Raw genomic sequence first — 15,918 nt, 5'->3', positions numbered from 1 at the left:
TATAAAACTAGGCAATTTTTCCCACATTTACTTAAATAATTTGGACAAGAACCCATTTACCTGTAATAAACTCTCTCACTTTTAAATATGATTCAATAACAAGCCTTTTACAAGGAGGGAATTGGATGGTCAGCAACGACTCATTACTAACCGGTGAAATGCTAAACAGATACTATGAGCTTCATAAAAAGAAAAAAGAAATTGAACAGGAAATGAACCATCTGAAAAAGCTATTTCATGCTTATTTTGATAATCAAGTGGGTGTCAACACGAAGGGAGAAATCATCAATGGGGGTTATAAACTACAGAGGCAGATACGTAAAAGCGAAAAATTCAATGATGAAGTGACGGTTAGTAGATTGGAAGAATTGAAACTGAATGATCTTATTACAGTCGTGAAAAAGCCAGATGATGTGAAAATAAATGCAGCGGTTGATTTAGGACTGCTGCGCGAAGTAGATTTAGAAGGATGCAGGGTAAGGAGTTATTCTTCAGCTATATCGGTGAAGGAAGTGACGTGAAGTATATTTTTTATAATCTTTCACAAAGTACGGGGAAATTATTAGGGTTATTTCTTTAAATACACATTATACCGCTTTCGAATAAACCAACTGATCCAACCTTCCCCGCAAAATCTGATTGAACCATTTTTTATAATAATAAAATCATAGGTGCTACAGTTACAACGGTAATTATCAAAGTTTTAAAAGAAGTAACCACATACAGCGGTTACTTTTTTGCCTAGATGACAACAATCGTAACGGATCAGTGTTAGTACAGCTATTGCAATAAACGAGCAAGCTGTTAAGAAGAATAAATACAACGACCGACATTATTATAATGATCGGATTCACCCATCAACCCCCACACCAACAGCCCACACTCAATAAACTATTAGTTATCACTTTCCCCCTTCTGTACCGGTATTTTTTTCATCCTTCCTTTATAATTAACCGCAATGATTCCAAACGCTACCAGCACCAATGCACCAAAAATAAACAAATTCAATTTTTCACCAGGGATAAACATCGCTGACAATATCGCCCCCGAAACCGGTGTAATAAATTTGTACAATGTTATTTCACCAGCCTTATTAAATTTCAATAGCGAATACCAAAGGCCAAATGCAGCAGCTGATAGTAGTGCCGAATAAATAAACAGTCCCCAGCCCAGTGGAGTAAATGTCATTGCATTCTCACTTAGCTGTGGCACACCAATAATCAGCATGAGCCCAGCCCCGATTGTCAGCTGCCACCCCGTTATCGCAAATGGATGGATCCCAACCGCCAATTCCTTTGCCATAATTGTTGCGATGGCACTGGTCAGCGCAGCTAATATCATATATCCTTCACCAGTTAACTGGAAACTTAGTTGCAGCTCCTGCCCCCAATTAGCGACAATTATTCCAATAAAACCAGCAGCTAACCCAAAAGTTTTTCTCGCATTCATCCGGTCGTTTGCATAGAAAAAATGGGCCAATACTACCGTAATAAATATACCACTTGAAGATAAAATTGCCCCTTGCATCCCAGACACGTTTGCAAGCCCATTATAGAAAAAGTAGTACTGTAAGCCTGTTTGAATAATTCCTAGAATAATAAGAAACAGGAATTGTCTCTTCGTTACAAACAGATGTCTTCTATTAAAAAGGAATAACCCGATCAAAATAATTAACCCCGCTAACAGAAACCGCATGCCAGCAAATACTAGTTTTGCAATGGTATCATCCTGCGCCATTTGTATTTCCTCATAGCTTACCTTTAATACCGGAAAAGCACTGCCCCATAGCACGGAGCAAAATAAAGCAATCCCTACCACAAGCCATTTCTTTTTAAAAAATCGATCCAAGTATGTCATCTCCTATGTTGCATTTTTCAAGTAGATACAGTGTAATTTCATCATTTAAGCCTTATCTATAATAGCATATTTCTATCGTAGTAATCTTCCTTTTGGCTTAGTGGAGTTAAATGGGTTAATTAACAAGCTGTTTTTCGGGGAGGGTAAAAGGATGATCAACAATGGTAATTTACTAACTGTTGACATGAACTTAAATACGGAGATTAAAATAGAAAGATAAAAGTTTGAACAGGAAAAGCATCATTTGAAGAAACCTTTTCGTACTTATTTTAATAGTGGAATGGGTAGCAATACAATAGGAGAAATTACGAATGGAGGCTACAAACTCCAGAAACAAATACGCAGAAGTGAGAAATTCAATGATGAAGTGACTGTTAATAGATTGGGAGAATAGAAAATGAGTGATCTTATAAAAATCGTAAAAATGCCGGATGATGAGAAGATAAATGCTGCGGTGAGTTTGGGGTTGTTAAAAGAAAATGATTTGATAGAGTGCTGGATTACGAATTATTCAGCCGTCATAACAGTGAGAGAAGTGAGATAGTCCATGCATACACACTTACGACTAAACTCATCTCAATATCTGCACTGTTACTTGGCTCTGTCACACAAGTTGCCCCACTTTTCTTTCCCATTTCTAGTAAATTTACGAAGCCAATCAATCTGAACCAGAGACACTGGAAGATGTCCTGAAATGTAAGAGGAAGATGCATTCCTTAATGGTACATAATCAGCCCATAGAATCATGTAATTGCCACAAAAAGGTAATAAATGGAGTTTCCATAAATTGTCGAGCTGATAATATCTTTCAACTTATTATTATTTTACAAAGGATAAACCAAATTCTCATTTTTAAAATGGTTCAACAATAGTAAACCAGTACATCTATCTCGCAATTGAAATGCTTCATTAATGCTTTTAATAACTAATTGCTCTTCTACACCTAATTCTTTAACTGTAGATGATCCACCAACCATTCTAAGAAGACTTCTTATTTCTTCTGGGTCCGGAATATTATCAATCATGTCTATAATATAGCTCAAATTTTCCTCTAATTTCTTTCCATATTTCTCATCGTCCATAGGTATGTCTTTTAACTTTTCTTTATATAAATCAGCTATAATCGCAGTTGCCACTCCTACTTTAGCTCCGTGAAGTATTTGTTTCGCGTCTTTTTGCAGTAAATCCATTTCCCAATAATGGGATAAATGATGTTCCGCACCAGATGCTGGTCTTGAAAAGTCTAATAACAGCATTACTAAACCTGATTCTATCAATGAGTGAATAAGAATTGTTATTCCTTCATCATCAGCATTTGCTATTTTTACTACATTTTCAACACATGTTACTAAAGACTTTCTAGTCATGTTCGCAGCAAGCGAATAATATGGTTCATCTCCTATCAGTTCTGAAATCTTCCAATCCACTAATGAGGTATATTTAGCGAGAATATCTCCAAATCCAGCGGCTGTCATTTCCTGTGGTGCGGCTTTTAAAATATCTATATCAGCAAATACAGCAATAGGTGATACAGTCTGGATTGTTTTTTTCATGCCTCGGAGAATGAGTGGTGCTCCTTTTGATGTAAAGCCATCCACAGATGCTGCAGTTGGCACAGATATAAAAGGGATATTCATTTTACTTCCACAGAAACGTGTAATATCGTGGATCGTACCAGTACCAATGGCTATTAAAGCATTCGTGTTAGTCGGGGTTTCTACTAACAATTGAACAATGGATGCTTCATCCGCAATGACTTGTTGATGCTTGTTTGCCTGAAGGAAAACAGTATTGACCTGAATGCCACCTTGCATGAGCAGTTTTTCTAATTGACCTCCAGCTGCTTCATAGGTATGATCATCCACAACCAAAGTGAGTGTTTTAAAGCTTTTTCCAACTACATATGGTAATACCTCTTTCAAGACACCATTTTCAACCTTGATCTCTGGTAATACTTTTTGCTTTACACCAAGTTCTTCTGCTAACTGATATATTTCTTCTGATATTTTCATTTATTCCACCCTTCCTGAAAAAAGAAAGCCAATGAAAAATTCAACCGGCTAAATACGCAAGATATAATCCCTACCATTTTGCCCCTTCTGGATGGGGACAAGTTTTATAGGCTAACTTTGCCCTAAATTGGACAAAACAGCCACAGCACCTTCATTTACATAATATCCTCTGTTCCCATGACAAATCCGGAGTTGAGAGTACAATCTGTTTTGACTTAATTGTCAGAGGGTTTCCATTTCAGCAATATAAAGATTGGATACGGTATTATTTTCTACTCTTTGTGCCAATACAATATAATGTTTCCCTTTATTTTCAAAGAGCGTTGCATCTATGGGGAAAGAAAGTCCATTTTCACCTCTCCTGCATATTTTTTAATTAATATTTTACATATTACTTGCGATCCTTTGTTGAATTTCTAATTACTAATTGTGGCTCATACACTATTGATTCCATTGCTTTATTTGCTGACTGGGAAACGTTTTTACTATTAAGCAAATCCAACATCATTTTAGCTGCAGCCTCGCCCATTTTACTCTGTGGATGTTTAATCGTAGTTAACTTTACCTCAGATACTCTGGATAAAACAGAATCATCATATCCAATTAACGAAATATCCTCTGGAACATTAACATTTTTCCTGCGCAGCACTTGTAACAATAACATGGCAAGCTCATCATTGTAGCAAACAATAGCAGTTGGCCATTCTTCCTTTGATTGTAACAAGGTTTTCTCTAATTCTTCCTGTGGCTTGCTCATTTTTTCCTGTGTATGATATGTGATGATATTACTTGGGTTAATTGTTACTTGATGAGCCCGATGTGCCTTTAAAAAACCTTTCATTCGCCTTGTCCCCTGTAAATCATCTGTTTTAAAAAAGCCAAGTATATTCTTATGTCCCTCTTCAATAAGATGCTCTGTTTGCAAAAATCCACCTTTTTCATCATTAATCGTGATGCTAAGCGGTTCCAATTCATCATAATAAGCATTGATCATAATATACGGTATATTCGACTTTTCCAGGTTTAAATAATAGTTAATATTTGGATTTGATATTGAACTCTTTGTTGGTTCAATAATAACTCCATCAACATGATATGTTAGTATTTTCTCTAAAATTTGCTTCTCACTTTCATGATTATTATCAGTACTGTAAATACTTACCTGGTAATCGTTTTTACTTAAATAGGATTCAGCTCCCCGAATGATGGATGGGAAAATATAATCTGAGATATACGTAGTAATTATCGCAATGGTTTTCTGATTATTGTTACCTGAGCCGGTTTCTTTTCTTTCCGCACAATAAGTCCCTGCTCCTTGTTTACGATAAAGCCACCCCTGATTTACCAGATCACCAATGGCAAGACGTACGGTGTGACGACTAACACTAAACTGTTCCATTAATTCACTTTCTGATCCGATTTTTTGATTTACTATATAAGTGCCATCCAGTATTTTTGATTTTATAAACTCTCGTACGATGCTATGTTTCGTCTTCATGTTACACCTCTGCTTTTATTTAATTCTAAACTTGTTCGTATAAGTTATATTATAGCAGTTTCTGTAAATGATTGTAAGAAGGATGATAAATTTTCTAATATATTTACGATAGAATGTGATATAAAAACATTAGCCGATTAACCATTAGCATGTTTACGAAAGAATTGGAACACATTTATCTCCTACCAAGGTTCAGAAAATAGCTTAGAATATAACGTTTATACAAAGGGAAACGAATTTTTATTTAAAGAAAGGATCCGTTGAAAAATATCGGATAAAAGATAAATATTGGGGAGTCATTGTCAGTCGTACAGAACTATACAGTTTTGCTGAAAAACATTGTGAACACTGCTTACCTAGGGAATATAAAGATGAAAAAATCGAAGAGAAAACGGTTGGGCATACATGCTACGTTTTAAAGAAGGCTGTATACAAAGCATTACAGATGAATTTGACACCTTAAAAAAGATAGAAAAAGATAATAAACTGGATGACATTCGATGGGTAAACGATATAGAATACAATGAAAAAAATTAAATGTAATGGAATGTGAACTTGATGAAACGGATGGAAGCAAGAAGCATTTCATGTTTATTACCAACATCAAAAATTTCTAAGCGCACTGTAAAGAATATCTTCAATGCAGGGAGAAGAAGATGGAAAATTGAAAACGAAGGGTTTAATAACAAAAAAACGTGCGTTATCACATCGAGCATATCAATAGTCAAAATTATACGGCCAAGAAAAATCATTATATTTTAACACAAATAGCAGATATATTATTCTAGCTCTTCCAAAAAGGAACAAAGCTATTAAAATCCATCAAAAAAACAGCAATAAAATATCCTCGGATCTGTTAGAGTCATTTCAAAGAAAAATTCTAATAGACGAGGACATGATTAAGATGGTAAAACCAATGCAAGTTAGGTTTACCTAGTAATAAAAGTATAGCAAAGGATGTGATGGGAAGCAAAAAAAATATTTGTGTAAATTTTTCAAAAAAATCAACTCTGAAATTGGTTGCTTTTTCGGCTCAAAACGAAGAGTAATATTTTAGTAATATTCAGTTAATTAATTAGTGTGTATGACACTTCCGGTAACCTATAGTTAAATTTACCCCTCAGAGCTGCCAATCCAGCAATTAACTTCAAATTTATATACCCTATTACAGTTTTATAATTTATTAACAAATATTATAAGATAGATGTTAGTTTAAACTATAAAAAATTACATTATTATAGTATAGTAATGTTAATTTAAAACATAATAATATATTTTAAATTAACATTACTTGATAAATAAGTACATTAATAAAGGGATGATTTATTTGAATAAAAAACTTAACGATCGACAAATTGAAATTAAAAAAAGGGTATTAGAGTTGGGTGAAGTGAAAATTGCTGATTTAAGTAATTGGTTCCCTGTATCACAAATGACTATCCGTCGCGACTTAGAAAAATTAGAAAAAATAGGTCATATTCGTCGGACCCTTGGTGGTGCCATACCAGTAGGGAATGATGTGTCTATTCGCGATAGGGCATCTCAATACCTAGAAGAAAAGAGAAAAATAGGAGCTGTTGCTGCCAATTTAATCCAGGATAGGGAAGCTATTTTTATCGATGGGGGAACGACTACATTAGAAGTAATTCGAGCATTACCCTCCCATAAGGATATAACTATTGTAACAAATGGTTTAAATATAGCTGCTGAATTAGCTGAAAAGCATATACCAGTGAATATGACCGGCGGGTCACTTCGTGAGGAAACAATGTCCTTGATTGGCCCCGATGTTGAGAAAAACTTATCCGAGATGGCTTTTGATCGTATATTTATAGGAGCTACAGGACTAACAGTTGATCATGGTTTTAGCAATTCAAATATCTTTGAAGCAGATATTAAACGATTAGTTATTAAAAAATCTAGAGAGGTTAATATTGTGTTAGACAATAGCAAAATTGGCAAAGATTCATTAAGTTCCTTTGCCAATTTTCATCAAATTAACCGACTTATTACAGATAGCCAACCCGAAGTAAGAATTAAACAATTATGTAAAGAGCATAATGTAGAAATTATGATTACTTAAAAGACCACCTGCTGAAGCAGGTGGATTTGGACATAAATGTCGGCGACTAAAGTAGCTTTTCAGGCTGAAGTCCTGCTCTAAGCCCCTATGTTTAAGCATACTCAAATTTTGACTAAACTCATTCTTCAATCCTGAATATTTCATCCTTACCTTCATTGAATTGATTTGCTATATAATTTCTTATCATCTCGTCCGTCACAGTACCGACTGTGGCTCAAAAATAGCCACGCACCCATAAATGCTGTCTCCAGTATCGTTTTTTGAGGTCTGGTAATTCATCCTGCAATAATCTTGATGATCTACCTTTTAAGTATTGCAAAACTTTACTTGGTGGACATGATAGCAATAAATGGATATGGTCTTTGCCAATACTTCCTTGCAAAATTGTGTTCTTTCTAGCTTCTCATCCTTGCCTAATTAATTCCCTTGTTCATATTGCTATTTGACCTCGTAATATCTTATATCTGTACTTTGTAACCCAAATTACGTGATATTTGATATCATACACCGCATGACTTCTTTTTCCATAACCATCCATACTCTTTCACCTCACACTACAAGTATGGACAAATAAAGATAAGGCTAAAAGCTGATACCGTGCAAAGACGGTGGAGTTAGACCACGTATTTGTAAGTCAAACTCCAGAAGCCAGTTTATTAACCTATTTATCGTAATCAGAAATTTAATTTTCTGATTTTTATTGACAAACACGGGAAACCATGATAATAATATGTTATATTAAAACATATAGTGTTTTAATATAACAAAGTAGAGGTGGTAAAATGTCAGTAGAACCAAGAATGAATCGTCTTTTTAGTGATCAAGGTAAATGTTTTGATGTAGCGATTGACCACGGATTTTTCAACGAATATTCATTTCTAAAAGGGATAGAAAACATGGAGGAAGCTATACATACGATTGTAGCGGCAAACCCAGATGCTATTCAGTTAAGCCCTGGTCAAGCAAAAATTTTGCAAGCAATACCAGGTAAACAAAAGCCATCACTCGTATTACGTACCGATATTGCAAATGTTTATGGGAAGGAACTCCCTAAACATTTATATAGTGAGCTAATTAATGAACCTGTTCAACAAGCGATAAGATTAGATGCTGCTTGTATAGTAGTCAATCTTTTCTTAATTCCTAATCAACCAGAAGTTTACCATCAATGTATTAAAAATGCTGCCAAGCTTAAGGCAGAATGTGAAAAATGTGGTATGCCATTGATGATTGAACCACTAGTGATGCAAAATAATGAAACAAGTGGTGGGTATATGGTTGATGGTGATATTACTAAGATTGTACCTCTTGTGCGACAAGCGGTAGAATTAGGAGCTGATATTATTAAAGCAGATCCATGTGACGATGTAACTGAATATCATAAAGTAGTTGAAGCTGCATCTGGAATTCCTGTTTTGACAAGAGGGGGGGGAAGAGTTTCAGATCAAGAAGTATTAGAGCGCACAAAAACATTAATAGAACAAGGAGCATCTGGAATTGTATATGGACGAAATGTAATCCAACATGATAGTCCAAATAATATGACGAATGCTCTAATGGATATTGTCCACCATGATGTGGATGTTCAACAAGCGCTTAAAATATTAAAGGGGGTGTAACTAATGGGAAAACAAGAGATACGCTTTGGCGTCATCGGATGCGGATTAATGGGCCGAGAGTTTGCTAGTGTTGTAGCTAGATGGTGTCATTTGGAGGATATAAACTTTGAACCGAGAATTATTGGGGTTTGTGATGTAAACCCAAAAATGATGACCTGGTTTGGGGATCGTATAGAAAGTGTTCAATTTAAAACAACTGATTACCATGCTTTGTTAGATAGGGAAGATATTGATGCGATTTATTGTGCTGTTCCACATAACTTACATGAATCGATCTATGTAGATATTATTGAAGCTGGAAAACATTTATTAGGTGAAAAACCATTTGGGATTGACCTAACCGCAAATGATTCTATATTACAGGTAATTGATAAGAATCCAGAAGTAATTGTTAGATGTTCATCTGAATTTCCATTTTATCCGGGCGCTTATCAATTAGGAAAATGGATTCAAGAAAGTAAATTTGGAAAAATTATTGATGTAGAAGCTGGTTTATGGCATTCTAGTGATTTGAATGCAGAAAAGTCTATTAATTGGAAAAGACGAATTGAAACTAATGGCGAATATGGATGTATGGGAGATCTTGGTATGCACGTTGTACATATGCCGTTACGGTTTGGTTGGTATCCAAAAAACATTCGTTCATTATTGCAAAATGTGATTAAGGAGCGTCCAGATGGAAAAGGAAATATTGTTCCGTGCAATACGTGGGATAATGCTATATTGTCTTGTGAAGTAGAAACTGCAGATCAACAATTTCCGATGGTGCTTTCAATGAAACGGATTGCACCAGGTCATGCGAATACATGGTTTTTACGTATCAATGGGACAGAATTCTCAGCAGAATTCTCATCGAAAAACCCAAAACAAATTGCCTATCTACCATATCAAGTTGGTGAGCCACAGGCATGGCATGTAGAAGATGTTCCATATGCTTCCGCATATAAAACAATTACGGGCGGGATTTTCGAATTCGGATTTTCAGATTCCATTTTACAAATGTGGGCGGCTTTTTGTGATGAATTAATCAATGGTAAAGATCGAATGCAACAGCCATTTTATTGTGCGAATCCTCAAGAAGCAAATCAAAGTCATCAACTATTTACTGCTGCACTTGAATCTCATAAAAAAGGAGAAACTATTATCCTATAAAATCTACATTATACAAAGTAGAGAAAGGAAGGTGCATAGTGGACAAAGAATATTCAGACATTGTTGTTGCGGGTCATATTTGTTTAGATATTATTCCAGTGATTAACAATCAATCAGTTAACATTAGTACGATCCTACAGCCAGGGAAATTAGTTGAAGTTGGAAAAGCCTTGATGTCAACAGGTGGAGCAGTATCAAATACTGGTATTGCTTTACATCGTTTAGGCTTTTCTACAGCATTGATGGGGAAAATCGGAGATGATATATTTGGAGAAATCATACGCAAGCTGTTAGAGGACAACGGACAAAGTTTATCTAGAGGGATGATTGTAGGAAAAGGTGAAGAAAGCTCTTATTCAATCGTTGTCAGTCCACCAAATAAAGATCGTATATTCCTGCATTGTCCGGGAGCAAATAATACTTTTGTAGCAAACGATATTTCTGACGAACAAATTGATCATGCTAAATTATTTCACTTTGGATATCCTCCATTAATGTATCACATGTATCAAAATCAAGGGAATCAGCTAAAAGAAATTTTTAGAAGAATTAAAAATAAAAGGATTACAACATCATTAGATATGGCACAACCGGATCCAGGTACAGAAGCAGGACAAGTAGATTGGTCAACTATCTTGGATCACACACTCCCCTATGTAGATATCTTTTTACCTAGCTTTGAGGAAATTATATATATGTTAGATTCTGCATTTGACAATAAATTTTCTCAACAAGTAAATGAAAAGGGAATAGAGGGTGCAATAAATACTGGTATTCTAACCCAAATATCTGATGAGTTGCTTGCTAAGGGAACGGCTATGGTAGTGATAAAATTGGGTGAAAATGGACTTTACTTACGTACAACCGATGATGAACAGAGATTAAGAGAAATGAACCTATTTGTGTATGGTGATATTGGTCAGTGGAGAAAACGAGAACTTGTAATACCTTGCTTTAAAGTGAATGTAAAAGGAACAACAGGAGCAGGAGATTGCACAATTGCAGGCTTTCTAGGAGGATTAATAAAAGGGCTTACACCAGAAGATGTAGTAAAAAGTGCCGTCGCAGTAGGAGCGTTTAATGTTCAAGTTCCAGATGCAGTTAGCGGAATTCCTAAATGGTCTGAGATAGAGTCATTTTTGGCTAAAAATCCGCCGGTCTTACCTAAAGTTTGTAACTTGTACTCAAACGAGAAAACTACATAAGCTATTGCTACAGGAATTCTTACTGCAATTACTGAATCCGAAATTTTCTGATTATTATTCTCTGCTTTTTCGATGAAAAAGAAAGATAATCAAGCAAAGGTAGTAAACATCCATTTTTTTACTATAACAGAACTCATGACAAGTACCTCTTTCAAAACCAAATCGCCAGCTAAAACCCTATTAAATCAAGGTTTTGGCTGGCGATTTTTTATTAATTTAAAAGGTTTTTTTAGAGTTTACACTTGTGGAAATCTACTAGTGCACGTTGTCGTAAATACGTAGTCATTACTCCCTTGCCCTTTTTATTAGATTTGAAGCAATTTCCCATCAAATTTCCAGTTATATGCCTTTGCTAAATTTTCATTGTAATAAGCGATCCATGCGCATAGTTTTTCTTCGAGTTGTTTAACAGAACGAAAACTGGAACGCTTATTTAATAGGCGTCGAGTCAAAACACTAAACCAGCACTCAATCTGATTGAGCCAAGACGTATGCTTCGGTGTATAAATGATTTGAATGCGGTGTGAACAATCAGAAAGAAATGCGGCACGTGTCGTCTTGTTTTTGAGAATGCCTGTTTTGCCTTTTACACCAAGGGTCTCCGTATCGATATCAAGATCTTCTTGTTCGATGACGAACCGCACCAGGGATTCGGACATGTGAGTATTCAAATTATCCATGACAAAGCGATAGCCTGCTAAAGGGTCAAGGGCAACGACATCACGTAAATGCTGTACAAAGTCTGTTTCAGTTCTAGTTGGTTGAATCATCGGTGCTACAATTTTCCCGTCTGTAACCGATCGGGACGCAATCAAACCCGAAGTTCCACGACGATGGTATTCTTGCTCAATTCGTTCTGGTTGACCAGGCTTCACCGATCCTTTTTCATGACCGTGCTCAAGTGCCTGGATGCCTGTCTTTTCATCCGTTGAATAGACGTGGATACCCTGTTCTTCCAATTGCTCAGCATTTTTATAGATGTCGCATACTTCTTCCACTTGTTGTTTAAACTGTTCCGGGTCATCAATCTTTGGAAGCAACCAGCCTTTGTATTGATCAAGCTTTAAATTTGCCCCATTTTTAAAAAACGCGTCACGGAGCGTGGCGATATGCTGTCAACTATGCCATTTTTAACTGCTTGTCGTGCCAATTCCGATGGGGTCCAGTGACTTCCTTCTACTCCATAGTCAGATGGTGATTGCAGGGACATGGAGATGATTTGTGCGACCACTTCATTTGAGAACGTTGCCGGTGCTCCGGGACGGTAATCATCCTGAATAACGGATTCAATCAAACCACGGAGCTCCCGTGGAAAATTCTTTTCACGTTGCGTAATTTCCGTAGTAGCCTGATCATAGCGAATCCGCCACTTTTTTACAGTGTTACGATTAAATCCAAGGTTCCGTGCAATTTCTGAATTGGCCCTTCCTGCTGATGCTTCGAGAATAATCGTTGCACGTTGTTTTAAATGTAAGGGCGTATGTGATCCCTTCGACAGGGATTCAAGTATATCCTGTTCTTTTTCGCTCAGTTCTATCGCTACGGCTACTGGTTTAGGCATGGTCGTTCCCTCTTTCGATATAGTGTTTACCTCTATCATAATGGGTCGAGGGGACTATGTCCAGCATTATTTTAATTGATTCATGCCACCTGATTATTTATTTCGGACAACGTGCACTAGGGATCCCATTATGACAGGATTCTTGTACCTTCAAGCCGAAACCAGGTTAATATATATAACCTGCATTACCGGAATCTGTGACGTTGAAAACTTCATGAACCTCATTTGCACCAACTGTTAAAGGGATTCTTTTTTTAATTTTTTCCTCGTTATACTTTAAAAAGTATAACGAAGAAAAAGATTGCAAAATAAAAAGCACCATTGTAGATAAATATTGATTTGTCAGCCTATACGAAGGTAGCTACCAAATATAAATCACATCGTTATAAACAGCGGGTTTTCAGGATTTAAATCTTAAGTGAATTTCTTATTGAGATAAAGATCTTTTACTTCGCTGTTGCTTTTCTGATACTTTTTGAAATGTATAATAAGCAAAAAACATTATTATTATAATAGGTAAACTTAAGAAAAAGAAAATAAAAAAACCACTAACGATCATCAGATAATATTGAACTCCTACTACTAAAAATAATAAAAAAGCAGTCATTGGAGTAGAAAATGCTATTAACATTGTATACTTGTACACTTCTTTTAATTGAATATTATAATGAACGAATACAGGAAATAAATAAAAAACATATATAGTTGTAATTAAGTTTACTATTGAAAATAATAATATTAATCCAATATTATTATTTATTTCTGTTACAAAGAAGGATACAATTCCTAAATTTAAAAGTAAATAACTAGGTATGATTGTAAATCCAAGTATATTTGCTTGTTTAAAATCCTTCTTGTATTCTTCTATAAACTTTTTAGCTATGGGGAACGATTTTCCTTGGCACCAATTTCGCGTAATAGAAAATGATGCTGTCACTGACGGAAAAAAACCAAAAATAATTCCTCCTAGAAATATGAAAAACAAACACAATACATTTAAATATGCCAAGCGAGCAACCCATAAAGTAAACTGATAAATTAATCCTGTTATTCCATTCATACTAAACACAACTCATCCTACTTCACCGCTCCACTCAGTATACTATTCATAACCTTTTTCTCAAAAATTAAATATAAAACCAATAGTGGTAGTATTGTAACTATTGTAAAGGCTAGTACCATTGGCCAGTCCTGAATTCCCATACTATCTCGTAACATAAACAATTGATAAGGCAAAGTCCGCATTTCCTGTGAAGTTGTAAATGCAAGTACAAAAGGAAATTCGTTCCAAGCTTCCCGCATCGACAAAATACTTACTGTAACTATAGCAGGCATCGCAACCGGAACAACTACATATAAAAGAGTCTGCCACGGCCTTGCACCATCAATTGCCGCAGCCTCTTCTAGTGATTTTGGAATAACCTTAAAGAATCCGGCTAGTATCCATGTAGCCAAAGGAACTGCTGTTGCCGTATAAGTTAAGATTAATGACAAGTATGTATCTATTAATCCAACCAAAGAAAGACCTGAAAATAACGGCACAATCAAACTAGCTCTTGGGATTATTCTGGGTATTAATATAATTAATAACAAAATATGTCTGAACTTAAAGGCATAACGAGCAAATGCGTATCCTGCCAATACACTTATAATAACAGCTAGAATTGTAGAAGTTACAGCTAAAAAGGCACTATTAAATAGGTAAGTCCAAAAATTAGGATATTCAAACACCCTAATATAATTATCTAGACTGAAATTTTCAGGTATTAATGTAGGAGGTGTTTTATATATTTCAGTAGTCTCCTTAAAAGAAGCAGAAAACGCCCATACCAACGGCAAACATGTCCAAATCAGTAATACGAATAGCGGAATCCAATGAATTCTATCGCTAGACCATTTCTTAAGTTTATAATAAGATGAATTTAATTCTTTCATATATTACCCTCCATTTCTTTAGAACTCTACCCTTCTGCATCGCTCACATTAAATACTTTCAAGTAAATGAGACTAACTAGAACATTTAAAATTAGTATGATAACCATTACTGCACTTCCCAGTGAGTATTGTAATTCATCAAAAGCTACATTATACATAAACAATGCCAATACCTCAGTGGATCTGCCAGGACCACCATTTGTTAATGGAAGTATAACATCAAACATGTTAAAACTAGCAAAACTAAGCCATATCATACTAATACCCATCATCGGAGAGATTAAGGGCATAATAATCTTTAACAAAACCTGATGCTTTTTTGCACCGTCTACTGAAGCTGAGTCAAACAATTCAACATCTATGCCTTGTAATCCTGATAATAGCACTAAAGTAGCAAAAGGAGTAATGAACCATACATTAGCTAGTGTAACAACCATCAACGCTAACCATGGATTGGATAAAAAATCTATTCTATCTATCCCTATTGTATTTAATATCATATTAATTAAGCCCACTTCACCACTAAACAAAAATCTAAACATTATTGCAGTAGCAATACCTGACACCAAATATGGCACAAGTGATAGTGCTTTATAAAAGCCACCCAATTTATTACATTTATACAAGCCTAAAGCAAAACTTAAAGCTAAAGTAAGCCCTAAAACAACACTACCACAAACAAAAAGCAATGAAATGAAAAACGTATGACGAAAGTTTTCGTCTTTAAATAGATTAAGGTAATTATCTAGTCCTATAAATTTCGCACTTGAAAAATCAAAAGAGAAGGTAAAGTCAAAAAAAGACATTATTAAACCGGAAAAAACAGCATAACCTAAAACACCTAAGACAAATATAACTGCTGGAAACACCAGAAGATAAGGTGTGATTATTCTACGAAAGTTATAATTTTTATTTTTTCCTTCTGCAATCTTGTTATTTCGCTTGTTTTTCAAGACCATAACTATGTTCCCCCTAGCCTGATTATAAACAAGGGGG

Annotated in this window: 15 protein-coding genes and 1 pseudogene; 7 read left to right on the top strand and 9 right to left on the bottom strand. The window is 35.3% G+C overall.

Going from position 1 to position 15,918, the window contains the following annotated elements:
• Positions 1 to 125: 125 nt before the first annotated feature.
• Positions 126 to 521: a hypothetical protein gene (locus tag AC6HVZ_RS15535; protein ID WP_497559092.1), complete on the top strand. Its 396-nt coding sequence runs from the start codon at positions 126 to 128 to the stop codon at positions 519 to 521.
• A 373-nt stretch (positions 522 to 894) separates the two neighbouring features.
• Here AC6HVZ_RS15535 and AC6HVZ_RS15530 read toward each other — a convergent pair whose 3' ends face one another.
• Entirely contained in the window at positions 895 to 1,848 is a 954-nt protein-coding gene (locus AC6HVZ_RS15530) for a DMT family transporter (RefSeq protein ID WP_497559091.1), read from the bottom strand.
• A 253-nt stretch (positions 1,849 to 2,101) separates the two neighbouring features.
• On the opposite strand from AC6HVZ_RS15530, the gene AC6HVZ_RS15525 reads away from it, so the two are divergent.
• Positions 2,102 to 2,251, top strand: a complete 150-nt coding sequence (locus tag AC6HVZ_RS15525; protein WP_497559090.1) for a hypothetical protein — start codon at positions 2,102 to 2,104, stop codon at positions 2,249 to 2,251.
• 3 nt (positions 2,252 to 2,254) lie between these two features.
• The gene (locus AC6HVZ_RS15520; protein WP_497559089.1) at positions 2,255 to 2,401 is read left to right on the top strand and encodes a hypothetical protein; all 147 of its coding nucleotides are present in this window, start codon (positions 2,255 to 2,257) and stop codon (positions 2,399 to 2,401) included.
• A 280-nt stretch (positions 2,402 to 2,681) separates the two neighbouring features.
• On the opposite strand, the gene AC6HVZ_RS15515 is transcribed toward AC6HVZ_RS15520, so the two are convergent.
• Entirely contained in the window at positions 2,682 to 3,869 is a 1,188-nt protein-coding gene (locus AC6HVZ_RS15515; RefSeq protein WP_497559088.1) for a sn-glycerol-1-phosphate dehydrogenase, read from the bottom strand.
• A gap of 391 nt (positions 3,870 to 4,260) precedes the next feature.
• Positions 4,261 to 5,367 (bottom strand): GntR family transcriptional regulator, encoded by a 1,107-nt coding sequence (locus AC6HVZ_RS15510; protein ID WP_497559087.1) that lies wholly within the window; start codon positions 5,365 to 5,367, stop codon positions 4,261 to 4,263.
• 1,327 nt (positions 5,368 to 6,694) lie between these two features.
• Here AC6HVZ_RS15510 and AC6HVZ_RS15505 point away from each other — a divergent pair.
• On the top strand, positions 6,695 to 7,450 hold the full coding sequence (locus AC6HVZ_RS15505) for a DeoR/GlpR family DNA-binding transcription regulator (RefSeq protein WP_497559086.1): 756 nt from the start codon (positions 6,695 to 6,697) through the stop codon (positions 7,448 to 7,450).
• A gap of 214 nt (positions 7,451 to 7,664) precedes the next feature.
• Here AC6HVZ_RS15505 and tnpA read toward each other — a convergent pair.
• Positions 7,665 to 7,988: pseudogene (tnpA, locus tag AC6HVZ_RS15500) on the bottom strand (IS200/IS605 family transposase).
• Positions 7,989 to 8,232: 244 nt separating this feature from the next.
• Here tnpA and AC6HVZ_RS15495 point away from each other — a divergent pair.
• Genes AC6HVZ_RS15495 through AC6HVZ_RS15485 form a run of 3 tightly spaced genes read left to right on the top strand, consistent with a single transcriptional unit; the run spans position 8,233 to position 11,426 of the window.
• Positions 8,233 to 9,069 (top strand): class I fructose-bisphosphate aldolase, encoded by an 837-nt coding sequence (locus AC6HVZ_RS15495; protein WP_497559085.1) that lies wholly within the window; start codon positions 8,233 to 8,235, stop codon positions 9,067 to 9,069.
• Positions 9,070 to 9,072: 3 nt separating this feature from the next.
• Positions 9,073 to 10,221, top strand: coding sequence for a Gfo/Idh/MocA family protein (locus AC6HVZ_RS15490; RefSeq protein WP_497559084.1), 1,149 nt, complete (start codon positions 9,073 to 9,075; stop codon positions 10,219 to 10,221).
• A gap of 38 nt (positions 10,222 to 10,259) precedes the next feature.
• On the top strand, positions 10,260 to 11,426 hold the full coding sequence (locus AC6HVZ_RS15485; RefSeq protein WP_497559083.1) for a carbohydrate kinase family protein: 1,167 nt from the start codon (positions 10,260 to 10,262) through the stop codon (positions 11,424 to 11,426).
• A gap of 305 nt (positions 11,427 to 11,731) precedes the next feature.
• On the opposite strand, the gene AC6HVZ_RS15480 is transcribed toward AC6HVZ_RS15485, so the two are convergent.
• From AC6HVZ_RS15480 to AC6HVZ_RS15460, 5 genes are all read right to left on the bottom strand, one after another.
• Positions 11,732 to 12,466, bottom strand: a complete 735-nt coding sequence (locus AC6HVZ_RS15480; protein WP_497559082.1) for a transposase — start codon at positions 12,464 to 12,466, stop codon at positions 11,732 to 11,734.
• 23 nt (positions 12,467 to 12,489) lie between these two features.
• The gene (locus AC6HVZ_RS15475) at positions 12,490 to 12,987 is read right to left on the bottom strand and encodes a helix-turn-helix domain-containing protein (protein WP_497559081.1); all 498 of its coding nucleotides are present in this window, start codon (positions 12,985 to 12,987) and stop codon (positions 12,490 to 12,492) included.
• A 427-nt stretch (positions 12,988 to 13,414) separates the two neighbouring features.
• Complete coding sequence (locus AC6HVZ_RS15470) at positions 13,415 to 14,047, bottom strand: YesL family protein (protein ID WP_497559080.1); 633 nt, start codon at positions 14,045 to 14,047, stop codon at positions 13,415 to 13,417.
• 17 nt (positions 14,048 to 14,064) lie between these two features.
• Complete coding sequence (locus AC6HVZ_RS15465; protein WP_497559079.1) at positions 14,065 to 14,922, bottom strand: carbohydrate ABC transporter permease; 858 nt, start codon at positions 14,920 to 14,922, stop codon at positions 14,065 to 14,067.
• A 26-nt stretch (positions 14,923 to 14,948) separates the two neighbouring features.
• Positions 14,949 to 15,881, bottom strand: a complete 933-nt coding sequence (locus tag AC6HVZ_RS15460) for a carbohydrate ABC transporter permease (protein ID WP_497559078.1) — start codon at positions 15,879 to 15,881, stop codon at positions 14,949 to 14,951.
• Positions 15,882 to 15,918: the final 37 nt, after the last annotated feature.

It is taken from the genome of Oceanobacillus sp. NCCP-135, from assembly GCF_059698015.1.
This window is presented reverse-complemented; position numbering and strand designations above follow the sequence as displayed.

What these genes read in the sequence shown, in the direction of transcription:
- AC6HVZ_RS15470 (WP_497559080.1), bottom strand. Translation starts at nt 14,047, where the DNA reads ATGAATGGAATAACAGGATTAATTTATCAGTTTACTTTATGGGTTGCT.
- AC6HVZ_RS15520 (WP_497559089.1), top strand. Translation starts at nt 2,255, where the DNA reads ATGAGTGATCTTATAAAAATCGTAAAAATGCCGGATGATGAGAAGATA.
- AC6HVZ_RS15510 (WP_497559087.1), bottom strand. Translation starts at nt 5,367, where the DNA reads ATGAAGACGAAACATAGCATCGTACGAGAGTTTATAAAATCAAAAATA.
- AC6HVZ_RS15515 (WP_497559088.1), bottom strand. Translation starts at nt 3,869, where the DNA reads ATGAAAATATCAGAAGAAATATATCAGTTAGCAGAAGAACTTGGTGTA.
- AC6HVZ_RS15535 (WP_497559092.1), top strand. Translation starts at nt 126, where the DNA reads ATGGTCAGCAACGACTCATTACTAACCGGTGAAATGCTAAACAGATAC.
- AC6HVZ_RS15490 (WP_497559084.1), top strand. Translation starts at nt 9,073, where the DNA reads ATGGGAAAACAAGAGATACGCTTTGGCGTCATCGGATGCGGATTAATG.
- AC6HVZ_RS15475 (WP_497559081.1), bottom strand. Translation starts at nt 12,987, where the DNA reads ATGCCTAAACCAGTAGCCGTAGCGATAGAACTGAGCGAAAAAGAACAG.
- AC6HVZ_RS15465 (WP_497559079.1), bottom strand. Translation starts at nt 14,922, where the DNA reads ATGAAAGAATTAAATTCATCTTATTATAAACTTAAGAAATGGTCTAGC.
- AC6HVZ_RS15495 (WP_497559085.1), top strand. Translation starts at nt 8,233, where the DNA reads ATGTCAGTAGAACCAAGAATGAATCGTCTTTTTAGTGATCAAGGTAAA.
- AC6HVZ_RS15460 (WP_497559078.1), bottom strand. Translation starts at nt 15,881, where the DNA reads ATGGTCTTGAAAAACAAGCGAAATAACAAGATTGCAGAAGGAAAAAAT.